Origin of the sequence: Citrobacter sp. Cpo045 (assembly GCF_030332875.1) — a bacterium.
GTDB classification, from domain to species: domain Bacteria; phylum Pseudomonadota; class Gammaproteobacteria; order Enterobacterales; family Enterobacteriaceae; genus Citrobacter; species Citrobacter portucalensis.
In genome coordinates, this window is sequence record NZ_JAOWGZ010000103.1 from 629,528 (window position 1) to 649,229 (window position 19,702).

The 19,702-nt window shown below is 54.9% G+C and carries 18 protein-coding genes; 2 read left to right on the plus strand and 16 right to left on the minus strand.

The genetic code is table 11. The features are described from left to right. Nucleotides 1–61 precede the first annotated feature (61 nt). The 3 genes from menF to OGY13_RS18995 form a co-directional block, all read right to left on the minus strand. Nucleotides 62–1,360 carry an isochorismate synthase MenF gene (menF, locus tag OGY13_RS18985; RefSeq protein ID WP_213752558.1) on the minus strand — a complete coding sequence of 433 codons (1,299 nt, stop codon included), beginning with the start codon at nt 1,358–1,360 and terminating at the stop codon, nt 62–64. A 104-nt stretch (nt 1,361–1,464) separates the two neighbouring features. After that, nucleotides 1,465–1,770: a stress response protein ElaB gene (gene elaB, locus OGY13_RS18990; protein ID WP_003027683.1), complete on the minus strand. Its 306-nt coding sequence runs from the start codon at nt 1,768–1,770 to the stop codon at nt 1,465–1,467. A 63-nt stretch (nt 1,771–1,833) separates the two neighbouring features. Beyond that, nucleotides 1,834–2,295, minus strand: coding sequence for a GNAT family N-acetyltransferase (locus OGY13_RS18995; RefSeq protein WP_008785342.1), 462 nt, complete (start codon nt 2,293–2,295; stop codon nt 1,834–1,836). A gap of 67 nt (nt 2,296–2,362) precedes the next feature. Here OGY13_RS18995 and rbn point away from each other — a divergent pair, with 67 nt between their 5' ends. Continuing rightward, nucleotides 2,363–3,280, plus strand: coding sequence for a ribonuclease BN (gene rbn, locus OGY13_RS19000; protein ID WP_063940559.1), 918 nt, complete (start codon nt 2,363–2,365; stop codon nt 3,278–3,280). A 64-nt stretch (nt 3,281–3,344) separates the two neighbouring features. Further along, nucleotides 3,345–4,349 carry a chemotaxis protein gene (locus OGY13_RS19005; RefSeq protein WP_032944079.1) on the plus strand — a complete coding sequence of 335 codons (1,005 nt, stop codon included), beginning with the start codon at nt 3,345–3,347 and terminating at the stop codon, nt 4,347–4,349. 58 nt (nt 4,350–4,407) lie between these two features. Here the strand turns inward: OGY13_RS19005 and nuoN are convergent, their stop codons facing one another. From nuoN to nuoA, 13 genes are all read right to left on the minus strand, one after another. Next, a complete protein-coding gene (gene nuoN / locus OGY13_RS19010; RefSeq protein ID WP_003027689.1) occupies nt 4,408–5,865 on the minus strand; it encodes an NADH-quinone oxidoreductase subunit NuoN in 1,458 nt (485 codons plus the stop codon). Nucleotides 5,866–5,871: 6 nt separating this feature from the next. Beyond that, nucleotides 5,872–7,401, minus strand: coding sequence for an NADH-quinone oxidoreductase subunit M (nuoM, locus tag OGY13_RS19015; protein WP_003027692.1), 1,530 nt, complete (start codon nt 7,399–7,401; stop codon nt 5,872–5,874). Between the two features lie 251 nt (nt 7,402–7,652). Then, nucleotides 7,653–9,494 (minus strand): NADH-quinone oxidoreductase subunit L, encoded by a 1,842-nt coding sequence (gene nuoL, locus OGY13_RS19020; protein ID WP_003834744.1) that lies wholly within the window; start codon nt 9,492–9,494, stop codon nt 7,653–7,655. Beyond that, nucleotides 9,491–9,793 carry an NADH-quinone oxidoreductase subunit NuoK gene (gene nuoK / locus OGY13_RS19025; RefSeq protein ID WP_000612644.1) on the minus strand — a complete coding sequence of 101 codons (303 nt, stop codon included), beginning with the start codon at nt 9,791–9,793 and terminating at the stop codon, nt 9,491–9,493. The genes nuoL and nuoK overlap by 4 nt, the downstream gene beginning before the upstream one ends. Next, entirely contained in the window at nt 9,790–10,344 is a 555-nt protein-coding gene (nuoJ, locus tag OGY13_RS19030) for an NADH-quinone oxidoreductase subunit J (RefSeq protein ID WP_003028059.1), read from the minus strand. The genes nuoK and nuoJ overlap by 4 nt, the downstream gene beginning before the upstream one ends. An 11-nt stretch (nt 10,345–10,355) precedes the next feature. Next, complete coding sequence (gene nuoI / locus OGY13_RS19035; RefSeq protein WP_003028062.1) at nt 10,356–10,898, minus strand: NADH-quinone oxidoreductase subunit NuoI; 543 nt, start codon at nt 10,896–10,898, stop codon at nt 10,356–10,358. Between the two features lie 14 nt (nt 10,899–10,912). Beyond that, nucleotides 10,913–11,890 (minus strand): NADH-quinone oxidoreductase subunit NuoH, encoded by a 978-nt coding sequence (nuoH, locus tag OGY13_RS19040; protein WP_003028063.1) that lies wholly within the window; start codon nt 11,888–11,890, stop codon nt 10,913–10,915. Next, a complete protein-coding gene (gene nuoG, locus OGY13_RS19045) occupies nt 11,887–14,613 on the minus strand; it encodes an NADH-quinone oxidoreductase subunit NuoG (RefSeq protein WP_071445283.1) in 2,727 nt (908 codons plus the stop codon). The genes nuoH and nuoG overlap by 4 nt, the downstream gene beginning before the upstream one ends. Before the next feature lie 80 nt (nt 14,614–14,693). Further along, nucleotides 14,694–16,031: an NADH-quinone oxidoreductase subunit NuoF gene (nuoF, locus tag OGY13_RS19050; RefSeq protein WP_003834753.1), complete on the minus strand. Its 1,338-nt coding sequence runs from the start codon at nt 16,029–16,031 to the stop codon at nt 14,694–14,696. Then, nucleotides 16,028–16,528, minus strand: a complete 501-nt coding sequence (gene nuoE / locus OGY13_RS19055) for an NADH-quinone oxidoreductase subunit NuoE (protein ID WP_003028069.1) — start codon at nt 16,526–16,528, stop codon at nt 16,028–16,030. The genes nuoF and nuoE overlap by 4 nt, the downstream gene beginning before the upstream one ends. Before the next feature lie 2 nt (nt 16,529–16,530). Beyond that, complete coding sequence (nuoC, locus tag OGY13_RS19060; protein WP_003834757.1) at nt 16,531–18,333, minus strand: NADH-quinone oxidoreductase subunit C/D; 1,803 nt, start codon at nt 18,331–18,333, stop codon at nt 16,531–16,533. A gap of 85 nt (nt 18,334–18,418) precedes the next feature. Continuing rightward, nucleotides 18,419–19,081, minus strand: a complete 663-nt coding sequence (gene nuoB / locus OGY13_RS19065) for an NADH-quinone oxidoreductase subunit NuoB (RefSeq protein ID WP_003028075.1) — start codon at nt 19,079–19,081, stop codon at nt 18,419–18,421. A 15-nt stretch (nt 19,082–19,096) separates the two neighbouring features. Next, complete coding sequence (nuoA, locus tag OGY13_RS19070; protein WP_003028077.1) at nt 19,097–19,540, minus strand: NADH-quinone oxidoreductase subunit NuoA; 444 nt, start codon at nt 19,538–19,540, stop codon at nt 19,097–19,099. Between the last annotated feature and the right edge of the window lie 162 nt (nt 19,541–19,702).

Sequence of the window (19,702 nt, forward strand, 5' to 3'; positions counted from 1 at the left end):
CACAGTATAGAGAATCGAATAAATGGATTTTTGATATGAATCGGAAATATACACGAAATCACTATCCTTCCATCTGTAATAAAGTACGTAACCCTGCCGCTTTATTGTCTATTTCTTGCCATTCCTGCTCAGGATCTGAGCCACGTACAATCCCTGCCCCGGCATACAGGCGTACCACGTTTGCGCTAATTTTCGCTGAACGCAATGACACACAAAACTCGCTTTGGCGCAAAGAAAGATAACCCGCTGAACCGGCATACCACTCGCGTTCAAAGGGTTCATTTTGTTGGATGAATTCACGCGCCAGCTCACGCGGAATACCGGCAACTGCCGCCGTGGGCTGGAGCTGCATCAGGCAAAGCGTATCGTCGGCCTGATTCAGTTCCGTCCAGATGCAACGGCGCAGGTGCTGCACTTTACGCAGCCTGAGCACCTGCGGTGGCAGCACATCGAGAGTTTGCGTACAGCCTTGCAGGCGCTGGCAAATATCTTCGACCACCAGCATATTCTCGCGCTGGTTTTTATCATCTTTCATTAGCCAGTCGCCCAATTGCCAGGCCCGATGATCCTCAGGGTGATTGGCCACGGTTCCGGCCAGCGCCTCGGTGCGCAGCGCCGTATCACGTCGTCGATACAGACGTTCAGGAGAAGAGCCAAGAAAAGCGGTGTCGGCGGAGAATGCCATAAAGAAATGGTAGCAGTTCAGATTTAAGCGACGGCTGGAAGCCATCACGGCAGCGGCATTAACCGACTGAGAAAACTGTAAATCGGTCGCCCGCGCCAGCACGACCTTATCGAGATCTTCTCCTGCGATCGTTTGAGTGGCGAGTTTTATCAGGTCTATCCAGCCAGCTTTCTCCGGCCAGTGCTGTTCTCCCGTCAAATTCAAACGCAATGCAGGGAGCGGTTTTACGGGAGCAAGCGATGAGATGAAGGCGATCGCTTGTGCAGCGTCTTCACGTAGCGACACGTCGCTATAAAGATGTAAGCGTAAGCTCGCCACTCCGGCGCAACGTCGCCACTCCAGCCGCGGCAGCAGTAAATTGCCACGCAGAGGCTCAAAGGCATTCAGGCCCCAGATGCGCAGGTCGGGATGATTATCATGCTGATGTAAAAATTGCTGGGCTGATTCCAGCGAGGAAAATGCGGCGACGGCCCCTAATACGGCGGCTTCTTCATCGCCGTTACGCTGCTGCCAGTAAAACTGGGGCCAGACGGGTTGACTGGCCAGCCATCCTAAAGCGTCAAACGCATCATTCAGTGGGAAAGGTATATCGTAAATACGAATTCCAGGTGCTGCTGGCATCTCTTGCGATAAATGACGCATCAGACTTTCCAGCGCAGTAGTGATTGAATGCACGCGGACCTCTCCCTGTTAAAAACCTCTCATTATACGGGGTACTGAGCAGAAAAAGCAGTACCCCCAGTTAGGGAGTACGTACAAATGCGATGACAGAACGGAATTTATCGCCGCGCTAACAATAATCCCATCACTAAACCGACTGTGGCGCCAACGCCGATTCCGCGCCAGGGTTTTTCGTGCACATAGTCATCCGCCCGACAAACGGCTTTTTTCGCACGGTAATAGTAGCTATCAGAAGCATGGCTGACGCGATTTCTCACCTCTTCTAACGCCCGCTCAGCCCGCGCTTTTAACTCAAGGTATTTTTGATCTGCTGGGTCGCCAGAAGAACGCAGCACCTCTTCCAGCGTTTCACTTAATAATTCCAGATCATCATCGATACGTGATTCATAAGAATGAAAAGACATTATATTCTCCCTTTCTATTGACGTACCCGCTAACTATAGACAACCAGGACTGATTGCGCCTGTTTACGCCTGATGTGCTTCCCGCGCCATTCCGACGTGTGGAATACCATCTTCGTCATAGATATCCGTCACCGGAACAAAGCCAAAGCGTGCATAGAATGATTGCAGATGCGCCTGCGCGCCCAGATACAACGCCTTGTGTGGCCAGTGTTGCGCGCAGGATGCCAGCGTCTGGGCCATTAGCTGTTGCCCCAGTTTTTCACCACGCAGCGCTTCGCTTACAATCACCCGACCAATCACTACCGGCTCCAGCTCGTCATCGCTTTTCAGAATCCTCGCATACGCCACCAGCTCATCGTTATGCCAGCCCAGAATATGCCGATTCTCTCCAGCCAGGTCATCGCCATCCACATCCTGGTACGGACACTGTTGCTCAACTACAAACACCGCGCATCGTAGCTGAAGTAGTGCGTACAGTTGTTGGGTACTCAGCTTTGCATGGTGGAGATCTTGCCAGTGAATCATTGTCTGCCCCTATGTTGTGATAACCTGAACACCCTGCCTTATTGATGGCGAAAAGTGTAACGCAAAGATGGAATTACTATTTTTAGGCACGTCTGCGGGAGTCCCCACGCGCTCACGCAATGTAACGGCAATTTTACTGAATCTGCAACACCCGACTCAGGCGGGGCTGTGGCTTTTTGATTGCGGCGAAGGGACGCAGCATCAGATGCTCACCACGCCTTTCAATCCAGGAAAACTCGATCGTATTTTTATCAGCCATCTGCACGGCGATCACCTGTTTGGTTTACCGGGGCTACTGTGCAGTCGCTCAATGGCCGGCAATGTCCAGCCTCTGACGCTCTACGGGCCAAAAGGGTTGCGAGAGTTTACCGAAACCGCATTGCGTCTGAGCGGCTCCTGGACCGATTATCCGCTGGATATTGTAGAAATCACCGCGGGTGAGATTGTGGATGACGGCCTGCGAAAAGTAACGGCGTACCCGCTGGCGCATCCGCTGGAATGCTACGGTTTTCGCATTCAAGAGCACGACAAACCGGGTGCTCTTGACGCCAATGCCCTGAAGGCGGCAGGTGTTAAAGCGGGCCCGTGGTTTCAGGATTTGAAAGCTGGGAAAACCATCGTGCTGGAAGATGGACGTACGATCCACGGTGCCGACTTCCTCGCCCCGGCCACCAGGGGAAAATCAGTCGCTATTTTCGGTGACACAGGACCCTGCGCGTCCGCCATTGAACTGGCTCGAGGTGTAGATGTCATGGTACACGAAACCACGCTGGACGCTTCAATGGAGGAAAAAGCAAACAGTCGTGGGCACAGCTCAACCCGACAAGCCGCACAGCTGGCGCTGGATGCCGGAGTGGGACGTCTGATAATGACCCACGTTAGCTCACGCTACGATGAAAAAGGCTGCCAGCGCTTACTCGCAGAGTGCAAAACAATATTTCCAGACACGGCACTGGCTCACGATTTCGCCATTTTCAGCGTTTAACGCTCTATTTTTCCGCCTCAGTGCCGATAACAGTGGAAAGGCTGGCATTCACACTGAGGACAGGATGAACAATTTCCAGAAAGATATTGATGACAGGACAAACCTAACCCTGTCTAACCGTTTTGAACTGCTGCTGTTTCGCCTCGGCAAATCTGTTGAGGAGCAGAAATCAGAGCTGTTTGGCATCAACGTATTCAAACTGCGTGAAATCGTGCCGATGCCGACCTTTACGCGTCCGGCGGGTATGAAGGCCCCGTTACTGGGTATGGTTAATATTCGCGATCAGGTGATCCCGGTGATTGACCTGCCCGCCGTCGCGGGCTGTAAGCCCGAGACCGGACTCAACATCCTGTTGATCACAGAATATGCCCGCAGCGTCCAGGCGTTCGCTGTGGAGTCAGTGGAAAACATTATGCGCCTGGACTGGCAACAGGTGCATACCGCCGAGAAAGCCGTTAATGGTCGCTATATCACCAGTATCGCTTGCCTGGACGACAACAAAGAGACCAACAACCTGGCGCTGGTGCTCGACGTTGAGCAGATCCTGTACGACATCGTACCGGCGAACCACGACCTGCGCGCAACCGATCTGAAAACCAATAAATTCAACATCACGCCGGGTGCGGTGGCGATTGTGGCTGATGATTCCAAAGTGGCCCGCGCCATGTTGGAAAAAGGTCTAAACGCCATGGAGATCCCGCATCTGATGCATGTAACAGGCCAGGATGCGTGGGAAAAAATTCAGCAGCTTTCCGCAGAAGCGCTGGCGGAGGGCAAGCCGGTCAGTGAGAAGATCGCTCTGGTTCTCACCGATCTCGAAATGCCGGAGATGGACGGTTTTACGCTTACCCGTAAGATAAAAACCGACGAACGTCTGAAGAAAATCCCGGTCGTTATCCACTCTTCGCTTTCCGGTAGCGCGAACGAAGATCACGTTCGCCGAGTAAAAGCGGATGGCTACGTGGCCAAATTCGAAGTCAATGAGCTTTCTTCAGTGATCCAGGAAGTGATGGATCGCACAGCGAAAGGCATCAGCGGTCCGCTGGTGAGCCGTCAGCTATTAAACTGACCGTATTTCACGCATAAAAAAACCCGCCAAGGCGGGTTTTTTCGTTTCTGCATTTCGTTTACATCAGCGGAGTCGCTAACTGCACAATGCTGATCAGCGGTTGCGGGTAAATACCCAGCACCAGTACCAGCAGAGCAGAAATCAGCACCACGATACCGCCCGCGCTGTACTGCCAGTTAGACGGCGCATCACGGTTCAGCTGCTGCGGTGCGCTCAGGTACAAGCTTACGGCAACGCGCAGGTAGTAGTACAAACCAATCGCAGAACCGACCACCACGGCGGCAACCAGCCACCACAGGTTAGCCTGCACACCGACGGCCAGTACATAGAACTTACCGATAAAGCCCAGCGTCATCGGGATACCTGCCAGAGACAGCATCATCACCGTCATCACTGCCGCGAGGATCGGACGATGCCAGAACAGACCACGGTAGGAGAACAGAGAGTCCGCATCCGGGCCGCGGTACGGGCTGGACATCAGGCTGACCACACCGAACGCGCCGAGGCTGCTGAACAGGTAACCTGCCAGGTAAACGCCAACTGCTTCCATCGACATCTCGCCGCTCTGCAGAGCAATAAGCGCCACCAGCAGGTAGCCGAGGTGAGAGATAGAAGAGTAACCGAGCAGACGTTTAATATTGGTCTGGCTCAGCGCCATCAGGTTACCGAAGATGATGGAAGCAAAGGCAATCACGCCCAGTACGATACGTACCGCTTCGCTATCTCCTACCGGTGCGTACAGGAACAGACGCATCACCACGCCGAAGATAGCGATTTTGCTCGCCGTCGCCAGGAAGGTGGAAACCGGAGCAGGAGCGCCCTGGTATACGTCTGGCGTCCACAGGTGGAACGGAACCAGCGAGAGTTTAAAGCCGAGGCCAACAATCATCAGACCGAAGCCCGCCAGCAGCAGCGGTTCGTGCAGCATGCCGTCGCCGAGGCTCTTACCGAGTGCAACAAACGACAGATTACCAGACTGCGCGTACACCAGCGCCATACCGAACAGCAGGAAGGAAGACGCTGCGGCAGACAGAATGGTGTATTTGATACTGGCTTCCAGCGAACGTTTCTGACGGAACGCATAGCCAACCAGACCAAACAGCGGCAGAGAGATCAGCTCAATACCAAGGAACAGCGCCGCCAGATGGTTAGCGTTAGCCAGCAGAATACCGCCGAGCGCGGCAATCAGCACCAACAGGTAGAACTCTTCCCGGTTGTCATCGTAGCCTTCCAGCCACGGGTAAGCGAAGGTACAGGTGGCAAGACTCGCCAGCAGCACCAGCCCGGTGTAGAGCATGGCGAAACCGTCAACCCGCATCAGCGGGGTGACGTCCATGGCGCCCGCCTGGCCAACAAACCAGAGCGAAACCAGCGCGGCGTTAAGCCCAATGACCGACAGCGTGGCATTGAGGAAGTGATTGCGTCGCCACGCAATGGAGAGCATCACAACCACCACCGTCAAGCCGACGATCAGCAGCGGTAGCAGCGCAATCAGGTGTTGTGGAGTTATTGTCATGGCGATTTACGGCCTTGTAGTAGTAACGGAATTAACAAACCACTGCTGGATGTTGCTCATCGCAGAATGCGAGGTATCCAGAATCGGCTGCGGATAGAAGCCAAGCAGTACCAGAAGCACGACCAGCAACAGGATGATAAACAGCTCACGCAGCGACATCCCTGGCAGTTCAACACTGGCAATCTGGCTCTTCGCTTTACCGAAGTAAGCGCGATGCAGCATCGCCAGCGAGTAAACAGAGGCAAACACCAGACCAAAGGTCGAGATCACGGTAATGACCGGAACCACCTGGTAGCTGCCGAACAGAATCATAAATTCGCCAACGAAGTTACCTGTACCCGGCATACCCAGCGTACACACTGCGAAGAACATCGACAGCGCAGGCAACCATTTCATTTTGCCCCACAGGCCGCCCATCATACGCATATCACGCGTGTGCAGACGTTCGTACAGCTGACCACACAGAATGAACAGACCGGCTGCGGACAGACCGTGCGCAATCATCTGGATAACAGCACCCTGGTACGCCAGCTGGCTGCCGGTGTAGATAGCAATCAGTACGAAGCCCATGTGCGATACGGAGGTGTAAGCGATCAGACGTTTGATATCGTACTGATTAAAGGCCATCCACGCGCCGTAGAAGATACCGATAACGCCCAGCCACATTGCGATAGGTGCAAACTCCGCCGACGCGTTCGGGAACAGCGGCAGAGAGAAGCGCAGCAGACCGTAAGCCGCGGTTTTCAGCAAGATCCCCGCCAGGTCAACGGAACCTGCGGTCGGCGCCTGGGAGTGCGCATCCGGCAACCAGCCGTGCAGCGGAACTACCGGCATTTTCACCGCGAAGGCAATGAAGAAGCCCAGCATCAGCAGATATTCCACACCGTGGGACATCGGGGTATTCAGCAGCTCTTCATAGTTGAAGGTCCACACACCGGTCGCTTTATAGTGCACAAACACCAGCGCCAGGATGGCAATCAACATCACCAGACCACTCGCCTGGGTATAAATGAAGAACTTGGTCGCCGCCGTGATACGCGTTTTACCGTCAGAGGCTTTATGCCCCCACAACGCGATCAGGAAGTACATCGGCACCAGCATCATTTCCCAGAAGAAGAAGAACAGGAACATGTCGATGGCAAGGAACACGCCGATCACGCCGCCTAAGATCCACATCAGGTTCAGATGGAAGAAGCCCTGGTATTTTTCGATTTCATTCCAGGAGCAAAGTACCGCCAGAACACCGAGCAGACCGGTCAGTACTACCATCAGCAGCGACAGACCGTCGATAGCCAGATGAATAGAGATGCCAAAACGTGGGATCCACGGCAGGACAAATTCAGACTGCCACTGCGGAATGCCAGCGGATTGCGTCAGTGAATAGCCGCCCTGCAACCACAGTTGCAGGCCAAGCGCCAGCGTCAATCCCATGGTAATCAGCGCAATCCAGCGCGGCACCTTCACGCCAAAGCGTTCGGTCTGCCAGCACAGGAAGCCACCGATAAAGGGAATTAATATCAACCAGGGTAATAACATAGCTAAGTATGTCCCTTATATTTACTCCTGCTCAGGCTATCTCACTCGTCAGCCCAAATCCCGGCAGTGCTCGCAATCCTCACGTACTTCAGTACGCTCCGGTTGCTCTGCGCTGGCGGTCTCCGGTCTGACTTCGCCGATGACGCCTGTACATCAGGAACAGATTTTCAACGAATTCTAAAAATTATTTTTGGGTTTGTAGGCCGGATAAGCGCAGCGCCATCCGGCAATCGTTCATCCAGCCAACAAACTCAACGCAGTACCATCAACAGTGCCAGCACAACGACGGCGCCGATGCTCATTGATGCAACATACCAGCGCAGATAACCGTTCTCGCTCAACAGCAGGCCTTTACCTGCAAAGCGGGAAAGGATCGCCGGGATGTTCATCATTGAGTTGAGCGGATCGCGTTTCAGCAACCAGGCAACACCCAGGAACGGCTTGACGAACACTTTGTCGTACAGCCAGTCGAAGCCCCAGGCGTTATACCACCAGGTACCCAGCAGGCGGCCCGGCGCACTGTTCGCAATCGACGTCACCAGCGTGCGTTTACCCAGCCACAGCCATGCTGCGATCAGGATGCCCGCAATCGCTACGATACCGGAGGTAATTTCCAGCGTCATGACGCGACCATGCTCAAGCTCGGTCGTAGCAGGCAGTACACCCTGCAGCGGCGGCACAATCAGCGCGCCAACGAAGGTGGACAGGATCATCAGCACAATCAGCGGCAGATGATGGGTAATCCCCTTCCCTGCGTGGGCGTGAATTTGTTCTTTACCGTGGAACACGATGAAAATCATACGGAAGGTGTACAGAGAGGTCATGAATGCACCGACCAGACCTGCAACCATCAGATTAATATGACCATTCGCCATTGCACCGGCCAGAATCTCATCCTTACTGAAGAAGCCAGCGGTAATCAGCGGCAGAGCCGACAGCGCCGCGCCACCGATCAGGAAGCAGAGATACACCAGCGGAATTGACTTACGCAGACCGCCCATCTTGAAGATGTTCTGTTCGTGGTGGCAAGCCAGGATAACCGAGCCAGATGCCAGGAACAGCAGCGCTTTAAAGAAGGCGTGCGTCATCAGGTGGAAAATCGCCGCATCCCACGCCTGTACGCCGAGAGCCAGGAACATATAACCAATCTGGCTCATGGTGGAGTACGCAAGAACGCGTTTGATGTCGGTCTGTACCAGCGCAGCAAAACCCGCCAGCACCAGAGTGATAGCACCGATAATCCCCACCAGGTGCAGGATTTCAGGCGTCATCAGGAACAGGCCGTGCGTACGGGCTATCAGGTAGACACCAGCGGTAACCATCGTCGCGGCGTGGATCAACGCGGAGACAGGCGTCGGGCCGGCCATCGCATCAGCAAGCCAGGTCTGCAACGGCAGCTGTGCAGATTTACCGACCGCACCGCCCAGCAGCATCAGGGTTGCCCACATCAGCATGTTGTTACCGTCTGCAAAGTGCGCAGGCGCCAGTTCCACCATTTCGCGGAAGTTCAGCGTGCCCAGCTCGTTGTAGAGGATGAACAACGCGAACGCCAGGAATACGTCACCAACACGGGTTACCACGAAGGCTTTCATTGCCGCAGCGCCATTCTTCGGATCGGTATAGTAGAAACCAATCAGCAGATAGGAGCACAGGCCCACGCCTTCCCAGCCGAGGTACATCAGCAGCAGGTTATCCGCCAGCACCAGAACCACCATGCTGGCGATAAACAGGTTGGTGTAGGCGAAGAAACGAGAATAGCCCTCTTCTCCGCGCATATACCAGGAGGCGAACATGTGGATCAGGAAACCAACGCCGGTCACCACAGAGAGCATGGTCAGCGACAGGCCGTCCAGCACCAGGTTAAAACCGATGTTGAAGTCGCCGACTGACATCCACGTCCACAGCGGCTGGCTGTAAGCCTGCTGGCCATTGGCAAAGAAATCAACGCCAACAAACGCAGTCACCAGCGCAGCCAGACCGATCGACCCGACACCCACGGTAGCGGACAGATTTTCTGACCAACGACCACGAGAAAACGCCAGTAATACAAAGCCAATAAATGGCAGAATAATGGTTAAGGCAAGCATGTTCATCCACGCATCTCACTTACTGAATCGATGTTCAGGTTCTGGCGACGGCGATGAAGTTGCAGCAACAGCGCAAGCCCAATGCTCGCTTCGGCAGCCGCAAGGCTGATGGCGAGAATATACATCACCTGACCATCGGTCTGGCCCCAGTAGCTTCCGGCGACCACAAAGGCCAGCGCGGAGGCGTTAATCATGATTTCCAGTCCGATCAGCATAAACAGCAGATTGCGGCGGATAACCAGACCGGTTAAGCCCAGCACGAATAAGATCGCAGCGAGGATCAGTCCATGTTGTAAGGGGATCATGCGTGCTCCTCCGTTTTTCTTTTCGCGCGGTCGTCGGTGCGATTGCTCAGCACTTCACCTGAACGCTCTTCGCGCCCCACGTGGAAGGCCACAACCAGACCCGCCAGCAGCAGCATCGAAGCCAGTTCAACCGCCAGTACATACGGTCCGAACAGGGAAATACCGACTGCTTTCGCGCTAATTGGCGTGCCGTCGATGCCCTGATCGTTAACGCCCAGAATGGCGTAAACAATAACCACCAGCATAATGGCTGACAGAATCGCCGGACCAATCCACACCTGCGGTTTCAGCCACTGACGTTCCTGTTCAATTTCAGAACCACCAAGGTTGAGCATCATCACCACGAACACGAACAGCACCATGATGGCGCCCGCGTAGACGATAATTTCCAGCGCACCGGCGAAGTAAGCGCCTAACGAGAAGAACACCCCAGAAATCGCCAGCAGCGAAATAATCAGGTACAGCAACGCGTGTACCGGATTGGTGTGGGTAATCACCCGCAAGGTTGCGAGAATGGCTATCAGGCCACAGATATAAAAAGCGAACTCCATTGCCCCTCTCCTTACGGTAACAGGCTCTTGACGTCGATAGGCTTAGCTTCGTTCTCTGCTTCGCCCTTATCTTTGCCGTCGATTGCCATACCTGCCATCCGGTAGAAGTTATATTCCGGGTATTTACCCGGACCGGAGATCAGCAGATCCTCTTTCTCGTAAACCAGGTCCTGGCGCTTGTACTCACCCAGCTCGAAATCTGGAGTCAGCTGAATAGCCGTAGTCGGACAGGCTTCTTCGCACAGGCCGCAGAAAATGCAGCGTGAGAAGTTAATGCGGAAAAACTCCGGATACCAGCGGCCGTCTTTGGTCTCTGCTTTTTGCAGAGAAATACAGCCTACCGGACACGCTACCGCACACAGGTTACAGGCAACGCAGCGCTCTTCACCGTCTGGATCACGAGTCAGAACGATACGACCACGAAAACGGGGCGGTAGATAGACCGGCTCTTCCGGATACATCTGCGTTTCGCGTTTCGCGAACGCATGCAGGCCGATCATCCAGATACTGCGTACCTGGGTGCCGAAACCTACGAACAATTCTTTTAAGGTCATGGTCTTTGTGTCCCTTATTGCGCCTGCCAGAGAATGACAGCCGCCGTTACCAGCAAGTTGACGAGCGTCAGCGGCAGACAGACTTTCCAGCCGAAGGACATTACCTGGTCATAACGAGGACGCGGTAACGACGCACGAATCAAAATGAACATCATCATGAAGAACGCGGTTTTCAGCGCGAACCAGACGAATGGCGGTAAGAACGGGCCATGCCAGCCACCGAAGAACAGGGTAACCATCAGTGCAGAAATGGTGACGATGCCGATGTATTCACCCACGAAGAACAGACCGAATTTCATACCGGAATATTCAATGTGGTAACCGTCGGCCAGTTCCTGCTCGGCTTCTGGCTGGTCAAACGGGTGACGGTGGCACACCGCCACGCCCGCGATGGCAAAGGTGACAAAACCAAAGAACTGCGGAATAACGTTCCAGATATCAGCCTGGTTGTTGACGATGTCGGTCATGTTAAATGAACCGGCCTGCGCCACCACGCCCATCAGGGAAAGCCCGAGGAACACTTCGTAGCTCAGCGTCTGCGCAGACGCACGCATCGCACCGAGCAGGGAGTATTTGTTGTTACTGGACCAGCCGGCGAACAGCACCGCGTATACCGCGAGGCCCGCCATCATCAGGAAGAACAGGATCCCGATGTTCAGGTCAGCAACCACCCAGTTCGGACTCACCGGCACGATGGCGAAAGCCAGCAGCAGCGAGGTGAAGGCGATCATCGGTGCCAGGGTAAAGATGACGCGATCCGAGAATTTCGGGATCCAGTCTTCTTTAAAGAACATCTTGATCATGTCCGCAACCAGCTGGAGCGAACCGCCCCAGCCAACACGGTTCGGTCCGTAACGGTTCTGGAACAGACCCAGCAGACGACGTTCGCCAAAGCTCATGAATGCCCCGCAGGTGACCACCACCAGCAGGATCACGACCGCTTTGAGAATGCTCAGCAGGATCTCAATCAGATCGGGTGTAATCCAACTCATTGTTGTGCCTCCTGCAGATCCTCAAGACGCGCACCTGCCAGAACCGGCGCGATGCCAGGCATACCCATCGGCAAACCAACCTGCCCTGCCGTTAATCCTTCAGCGATTTCAACCGGCAGCGTAACCGTGTTGCCATCGTAGCTGAAAGAAACGCGCGTACCGGCATTAACACCCAACTTCGCGGCATCAGCCGGGTTGAGTTTGATGTACGGCTGCGGCATACGGGTCTGGAAGACCGGCGCACGCTGGGACATTTCGTCGCTGCCGAACAGATGGTAGTACGGCGCGATACGCCACTGCCCATCCTGAGCCTGGAAGCTCGCCGGAACGGTAGTGAAGTAATCCATACCATCTGCAGAAGCTTCGATCAGACGCACGCCCGGATCGCCATGACGCAGTTTACCGCCCACTTCATCCTGGAACTTGTTCCACGCCTGTGGGGAGTTCCAGCCCGGAGCCCAGGCAAACGGAATTTGTGAACGCGGCGCAGACGGTTGGTTGTTCCCTTCCATAGAGAAGGCGAACATTGTGTCTTTGTCCTGCGGCTGGCGCGGTTCGTGTACGCTGATGTTGGCGCGCATTGCGGTACGACCGCTGTAGCGGTGCGGTTCACGAGCCAATTTCTGTCCACGGATACGGAAGCTTGCGTCCGGAGCGGCATCTTTGATACCCGCCAGTTGCGGCAGCTGCTCAACGACCGCGTCGATAACGTGGTCGAGCTGCGTCCAGTCCACTTCGCGGCTCTGCACGGTGCTGTGCAGCGAGTGCAGCCAGCGCCAGCTTTCCAGCATCACGGTGTTACTGTCGTAGTAGGACGGGTCGTAGACCTGGAAGAAACGCTGAGCGCGGCCTTCGTTGTTAATCACCGTACCATCGCTTTCGGCGAAGCTTGCGGCGGAAAGCACCAGATGGGCGTTTTCCATAATTGCCGTACGCTGATGGTCAATGACCAGTACCAGCGGCGCTTTCGCCAGCGCTGCGTTCACACGCGTTGCTGAAGCATGGCGATGCAGGTCATTCTCCAGCACCACAACGGCGTCAGCACGACCTGTTTCCAGCTCGGTCAGCGCATCGTCAAGGGAACCACCGCCAATCATACCCAGGCCCATGCTGTTAACAGAGCGAGCAATCATGGTGATGCCGACGTCTGCGCCACGGCCTTTCAGCGCCTTCGCCACGTTGGCAGCCGCCTGAATCACTTCGGCGCTACCGGCGTTGGTGCCGGAAATAATCAGTGGTTTCTTCGCCCCGGCCAGTGCCTGAACGATAACGTCAATTTTGTTTTGCAGGTCACGGTCGATACCGTCAACCGCCGGAGCGTTGTTATCCAGCGCATGAGCGATAGCGAAACCTAAACGCGCCTGATCTTCAACCGGTGCACGATAGGTCCATGCGGCGATGTCATCCAGACGGGTGTTATCGACGTTGGTAACGAACAGCGGGTGCTTAGCACGCTGGCCGATGTTAAGGATTGCTGCGATCTGCCAGTCAGCCACTTTCTGTGCCGCCGCCATTTCACGCGCTTTACCTTTCACCGCCTGACGCACTGCCAGCGCAACGCGTGCGCCGGTCTGGGTGACATCTTCGCCCAGCACCAGAACCGCATCATAAGATTCGATTTCGCGCAGTGCCGGAGTATGAATCCCGCCGTCACGCAGCACGCTCAGTGCCAGTTGCAGACGTTCCTGCTCGCCCTGGGCGATACCGGTATAGAAGTTATCCGCACCCACCAGTTCACGCAGCGCGAAGTTACTTTCAACGCTGGCGCGCGGGGAGCCGATACCAATTACTTTCTTCGACTGACGCAGAATATCTGCCGCGCCCTGCATCGCCTGCTCGGCGTTGAGCGTGATCAGGTCATCGCCACGACGCTGTACTGGCTGACGCGGACGGTCTTTCAGGTTCACGTAACCATAGCCAAAACGACCACGGTCGCAGAGGAAGTAGTGGTTAACGGTACCGTTATAACGGTTTTCGATACGACGCAGTTCACCGTAGCGTTCGCCCGGGCTGGTGTTACAGCCGATGGAACACTGCTGGCAGATGCTCGGCGCAAACTGCATGTCCCATTTACGGTTATAACGCTCGGAGTGCGTTTTATCAGTGAAGACGCCGGTCGGGCAAATTTCTACCAGGTTACCAGAGAACTCGCTTTCGAGCGTACCGTCTTCCGGGCGACCGAAGTAGACGTTGTCATGTGCGCCATAGACGCCCAGATCCGCGCCATCGGCGTAATCTTTGTAGTAACGTACGCAGCGATAGCAGGCGATGCAGCGGTTCATTTCGTGAGAGATGAACGGCCCCAGGTCCTGGTTACGGTGAGTACGCTTCGTGAAGCGGTAGCGACGGAAGCTGTGACCGGTCATGACGGTCATATCCTGCAGGTGGCAGTTGCCGCCCTCTTCACAGACCGGACAGTCGTGCGGGTGGTTAGTCATCAACCACTCCACGACGCTTTCGCGGAACTGTTTCGCTTCTTCGTCATCAATAGAAATAAAGGTGCCTTCGGTGGCCGGTGTCATACAAGACATCACCAGGCGACCACGCGTATCTTCCGCGTTTTGATATTGCTTCACCGCACACTGGCGGCAAGCACCGACGCTTCCCAGCGCCGGGTGCCAGCAAAAGTACGGAATATCAAGGCCGAGAGACAGACAAGCTTCCAGCAGGTTGTCCGCTCCGTTGACCTCATATTCTTTGCCGTCTACATGAATCGTAGCCATAGTCAGCATGCTTCCAGTTGGCTCGGTCGTAACCGAGCGTTAATCGAATTTCTTATCGCGACACAGGGCTAACCCTGTAATCACCAGCGCTCTTTCAGCAGGTTCGGCTGAATACCACCAATCTGATGGGTATTGCTGAAGGACTGCTTGATGCCAGCTTCGAATTCTTCGCGGAAATATTTAATGGCGCTCTGCAGCGGTTCCACTGCACCCGGTGCGTGTGCACAGAAGGTTTTACCCGGGCCGAGGAAACGACACAGTTGCTCAAGTGTCTCGATATCCCCAGGCTGGCCTTCGCCACGCTCCAGCGCGCGCAGAATTTTCACACTCCACGGCAGACCGTCACGGCACGGCGTACACCAGCCGCAAGACTCGCGGGCAAAGAACTCTTCGAGGTTACGCACCAAAGGAACCATGCCAATCTCGTGATCGACAGCCATGGCCAGCGCGGTGCCCAGACGGCTACCTGCTTTACCAATGCTTTCGAATTCCATCGGCAGATCGAGGTGCGCTTCGGTCAGGAAGTCAGTCCCTGCGCCGCCTGGCTGCCAGGCTTTGAACTTCAGTCCATCGCGCATGCCGCCCGCGTAATCTTCGAGGATCTCACGCGCGGTAGTACCGAAAGGCAGTTCCCACAGGCCAGGATTCTTCACGCGACCAGAGAAGCCCATCAGCTTGGTGCCCGCGTCTTTGCTCTTCGAAATGTTCTGGTACCACTCCACGCCGTTCGCGAGGATAGCCGGTACGTTACACAGGGTTTCGACGTTGTTTACGCAGGTCGGTTTGCCCCATGCGCCAGAGCTTGCCGGGAACGGCGGCTTGGAACGAGGGTTAGCACGGCGACCTTCGAGGGAGTTGATCAGCGCGGTTTCTTCACCGCAGATGTAACGCCCTGCCCCGGTGTGGACAAACAGTTCGAAGTCGAAACCAGTGCCCATGATGTTTTTGCCAAGCAGACCGGCTTCGGTCGCTTCGGCAATCGCGCGACGCAGATGCACGGCTGCTTCGATATATTCACCGCGCAGGAAGATGTAACCACGGTACGCTTTCAGCGCAAACGCGGAAATCAGCATGCCTTCCACCAGCAGGTGCGGCAGCTGTTCCATCAGCAGACGGTCTTTATAGGTGCCCGGCTCCATTTCATCGGCGTTACACAGCAGGTAACGGATGTTCATGGATTCGTCTTTCGGCATCAGGCTCCACTTCAGACCGGTGGAAAAGCCCGCGCCGCCGCGCCCTTTCAGGCCAGCGTCTTTTACCTGATTAACGATTTCGTCCGGTGACAGCCCGGTCAGGGCCTTACGCGCACCTTCGTAGCCGTTCTTGCTACGGTATTCGTCCAGCCAGACCGGCTGTTTGTCATCACGCAGACGCCAGGTCAGCGGATGGGTTTCGGGAGTACGGATAATGTCTTTCATTTATACCGCTCCAGTAGTTCGGGAATGCCTTCCGGGGTCAGGTGAGCGTGAGTATCCTCATCGATCATCATGTTTGGCCCTTTATCGCAGTTCCCCAGGCAACAGGTCGGCAGCAGTGTAAAGCGACCATCAAAGGTCGTCTGCCCCGGCTTGATGTTGAGTTTTTTCTCAAGCGCGGCCTGGATCCCCTGGTAACCGTTGATATGGCACACCACGCTGTCGCAATAGCGGATCACGTGGCGACCTACCGGCTGGCGGAAGATCTGGCTATAAAACGTAGCAACACCTTCTACGTCGCTTGCCGGAATACCCAGCACATCAGCGATCGCATAGATCGCCCCATCCGGCACCCAGCCACGCTGTTTCTGAACGATTTTCAGCGCTTCAATGGACGCCGCACGCGGGTCTTCGTAGTGGTGCTTCTCGTGCTCAATCGCTTCACGCTCAGCCGCACTCAGCTCAAAAGCCTCGGTTTGTGGTTGTTGATTCTCGTGCATAATTAGCGGTCCACATCTGACATAACAAAATCGATACTACCCAGATGGACGATTAAGTCGGACACCAGGCTGCCACGTACCGCTACCGGGATCTGCTGCAGGTGCGCATAGCTCGGGGTACGGATACGGGTACGGTAACTCATGGTGCTGCCATCGCTGGTCAGGTAGTAACTGTTGATACCCTTGGTCGCTTCCACCATCTGGAAGGACTCGTTTGCCGGCATAACCGGGCCCCACGAAACCTGCAGGAAGTGGGTGATAAGGGTTTCGATATGTTGCAGCGTGCGCTCTTTCGGCGGCGGCGTCGTCAGCGGGTGATCCGCTTTGAACGGGCCTTCCGGCATGTTATTGAGGCACTGCTCAAGGATGCGCAGACTCTGGCGCAGCTCTTCAACTTTCAGCATCACGCGGGTATAGCAGTCAGAAACGCCGCCGCCAACCGGGACTTCAAAGTCAAAGTTTTCGTAGCCAGAGTACGGACGCGCTTTACGCACGTCGAAATCAATACCGGTCGCGCGCAGCGCAGCACCGGTACAACCCCAGTCCAGCGCTTCTTTCTTACCGTAAGCGGCAACGCCCTGCGAACGGCCTTTCAGGATGGTGTTACGCAGCGCGGCTTTCTCGTAAGAATCCAGACGTTTTGGCATCCAGTCGAGGAAGTCACGCAGCAGCTTGTCCCAACCGCGCGGCAGATCGTGTGCCACACCGCCGATACGGAACCAGGCCGGGTGCATACGGAAACCGGTGATCGCTTCCACCACGTCATAGATTTTCTGACGGTCAGTAAAGGCGAAGAATACCGGGGTCATCGCGCCGACGTCCTGAATGAACGTGGAGATGTACAGCAGGTGGCTGTTGATACGGAACAGTTCGGACAACATCACGCGAATCACGTTGACGCGATCCGGCGTGGTGATACCAGCCAGCTTCTCAACGGCCAGTACGTAAGGCATTTCGTTTACGCAGCCGCCGAGGTACTCAATACGGTCGGTGTACGGAATGTAGCTGTGCCAGGACTGACGTTCACCCATCTTTTCAGCGCCACGGTGGTGGTAGCCGATGTCAGGTACGCAGTCGACGATTTCTTCGCCATCAAGCTGCAGCACAATACGGAAAGCACCGTGAGAAGACGGGTGGTTAGGACCGAGGTTGAGGAACATGAAGTCCTCGTTTTCGGTACTACGCTTCATACCCCAATCTTCAGGTTTGAAGGTCAGCGCTTCCATTTCCAGATCCTGTTTGGCTTTAGTCAGCTCAAACGGATCAAATTCGGTCGCACGCGCCGGGTAGTCTTTACGCAGCGGATGACCTTCCCAGGTATGCGGCATCAGCAGACGCGTCAGGTGCGGGTGACCTTCGATATCGATGCCAAACATTTCCCAGGTTTCACGCTCGTACCAGTTGGCGTTCGGGAACAGTTTGGTGAAAGTCGGTACGCGCAGATCGTTTTCAGACAAAGCCACCTTGAGCATGATATCGCGATTGCGTTCAATGGAAATCAGGTGATAGAAAACGGAAAAATCCGCGGCAGGTAACCCTTCGCGGTGCGTACGCAGACGTTCGTCCATGCCGTGTAAGTCAAACAGCATGACGTAAGGTTTCGGCAGTCTCTTTAAGAAATCGCCAACTTCCAGTAATTGTTCACGCTTGACCCAAACAACGGGTACCCCGGTGCGAGTCGCCTGAACGGTAAAGGCATCCGGCCCAAAACGGTTGCGCAGTTCGCCAATGACCGGGTCATCAAGGTGATCCCGTGTTTGCCATACGGCGTCTTGCGCGGTTAAGTCGGTCATATTGTTCACCATTGCAAATGGTCCGTGGTGGTCGGCAGTGCTTCGCGCTATTTATGTAGTGATAAGCGAAGGAAGTGCTGCTGCCGACAGGCGCAAATTAAATCTCGTCTGGTGTACGAAGATTCGTTACAGCAATACGTTCGCCGCGTTTACGCTCGCGTTCTGACTGCATATTGGCGCGATAAACGCCCTGATCGCCAACCACCCAGGAGAGCGGACGGCGTTCTTTGCCAATGGAATCTTGCAGCAGCATCAGAGCCTGCATATACGCTTCTGGGCGCGGCGGACATCCCGGGATGTACACATCGACCGGAATAAATTTATCAACGCCCTGCACCACAGAATAGATGTCGTACATACCGCCGGAGTTGGCGCATGCGCCCATGGAAATAACCCATTTCGGTTCCAGCATCTGATCGTAGAGGCGCTGAATAACTGGCGCCATTTTGGTAAAGCAGGTTCCGGCTACGACCATCAGGTCAGCCTGACGCGGCGATGCACGCAGTACTTCCGCACCAAAACGGGCCACATCGTGCACGGCGGTAAACGAGGTCACCATCTCAACGTAGCAGCAGGAAAGGCCAAAGTTATATGGCCAAATTGAGTTTTTACGGCCCCAGTTAACCATGTCATGCAGTTTGCCCATGAACACGTTTTTGTTAACTTCTTGTTCCAGGGGGTCGGTTACGATCTCCTGTTTTTGCAGGGGGTAACGGTCGTTCTCACCGTTAGGATCTATGCGGGTGAGCGTATAATCCATCTTAATGCCTCGCGGTTAGCGTTGACGATTAGCGATACTGTTCGTTTCCGGGTTCATACGCTCGCGGCGTGAACGCGCGGGCGTCCAGTCCAGCGCGCCAATACGCACCAGATAAACCAGACCTGCCAGTAACACAAAAATAAAAATTGCAGCTTCCACAAAGCCAATCCAACCGCTTTCACGGATAGAAGTTGACCATGCGAACAGATACAGCGCTTCAACGTCGAAGATAACGAAGAACATGGCTACCAGATAAAACTTGGCAGACAGGCGCAGGCGGGCGGTGCCGACCGAGTCGATACCTGATTCAAACGGCACGTTTTTAGATCTCGCGCGTGCGCGACCCCCTAAAAACCAGCCGCCGACGAGCATCAGGCAGCACAGGCCAATGGCAACGATAAGAAAGATAGCGAATGCCCAGTGATGAGCGATGATTTCAGTGGATGTTGACATACTCATTGCTTACTCATCAAAAGTAGCGCCAAATTCTCTGCTCTTTTCGGCAGATGAACGCCACATCGATTCATGGGGAGGAATAAAAAAAACCTTACAATCACTGTGAAAAATCATTTTATACAGCTAATTGATGGGGTTTTTTACTCCTTTCTATAACCTTTTGTC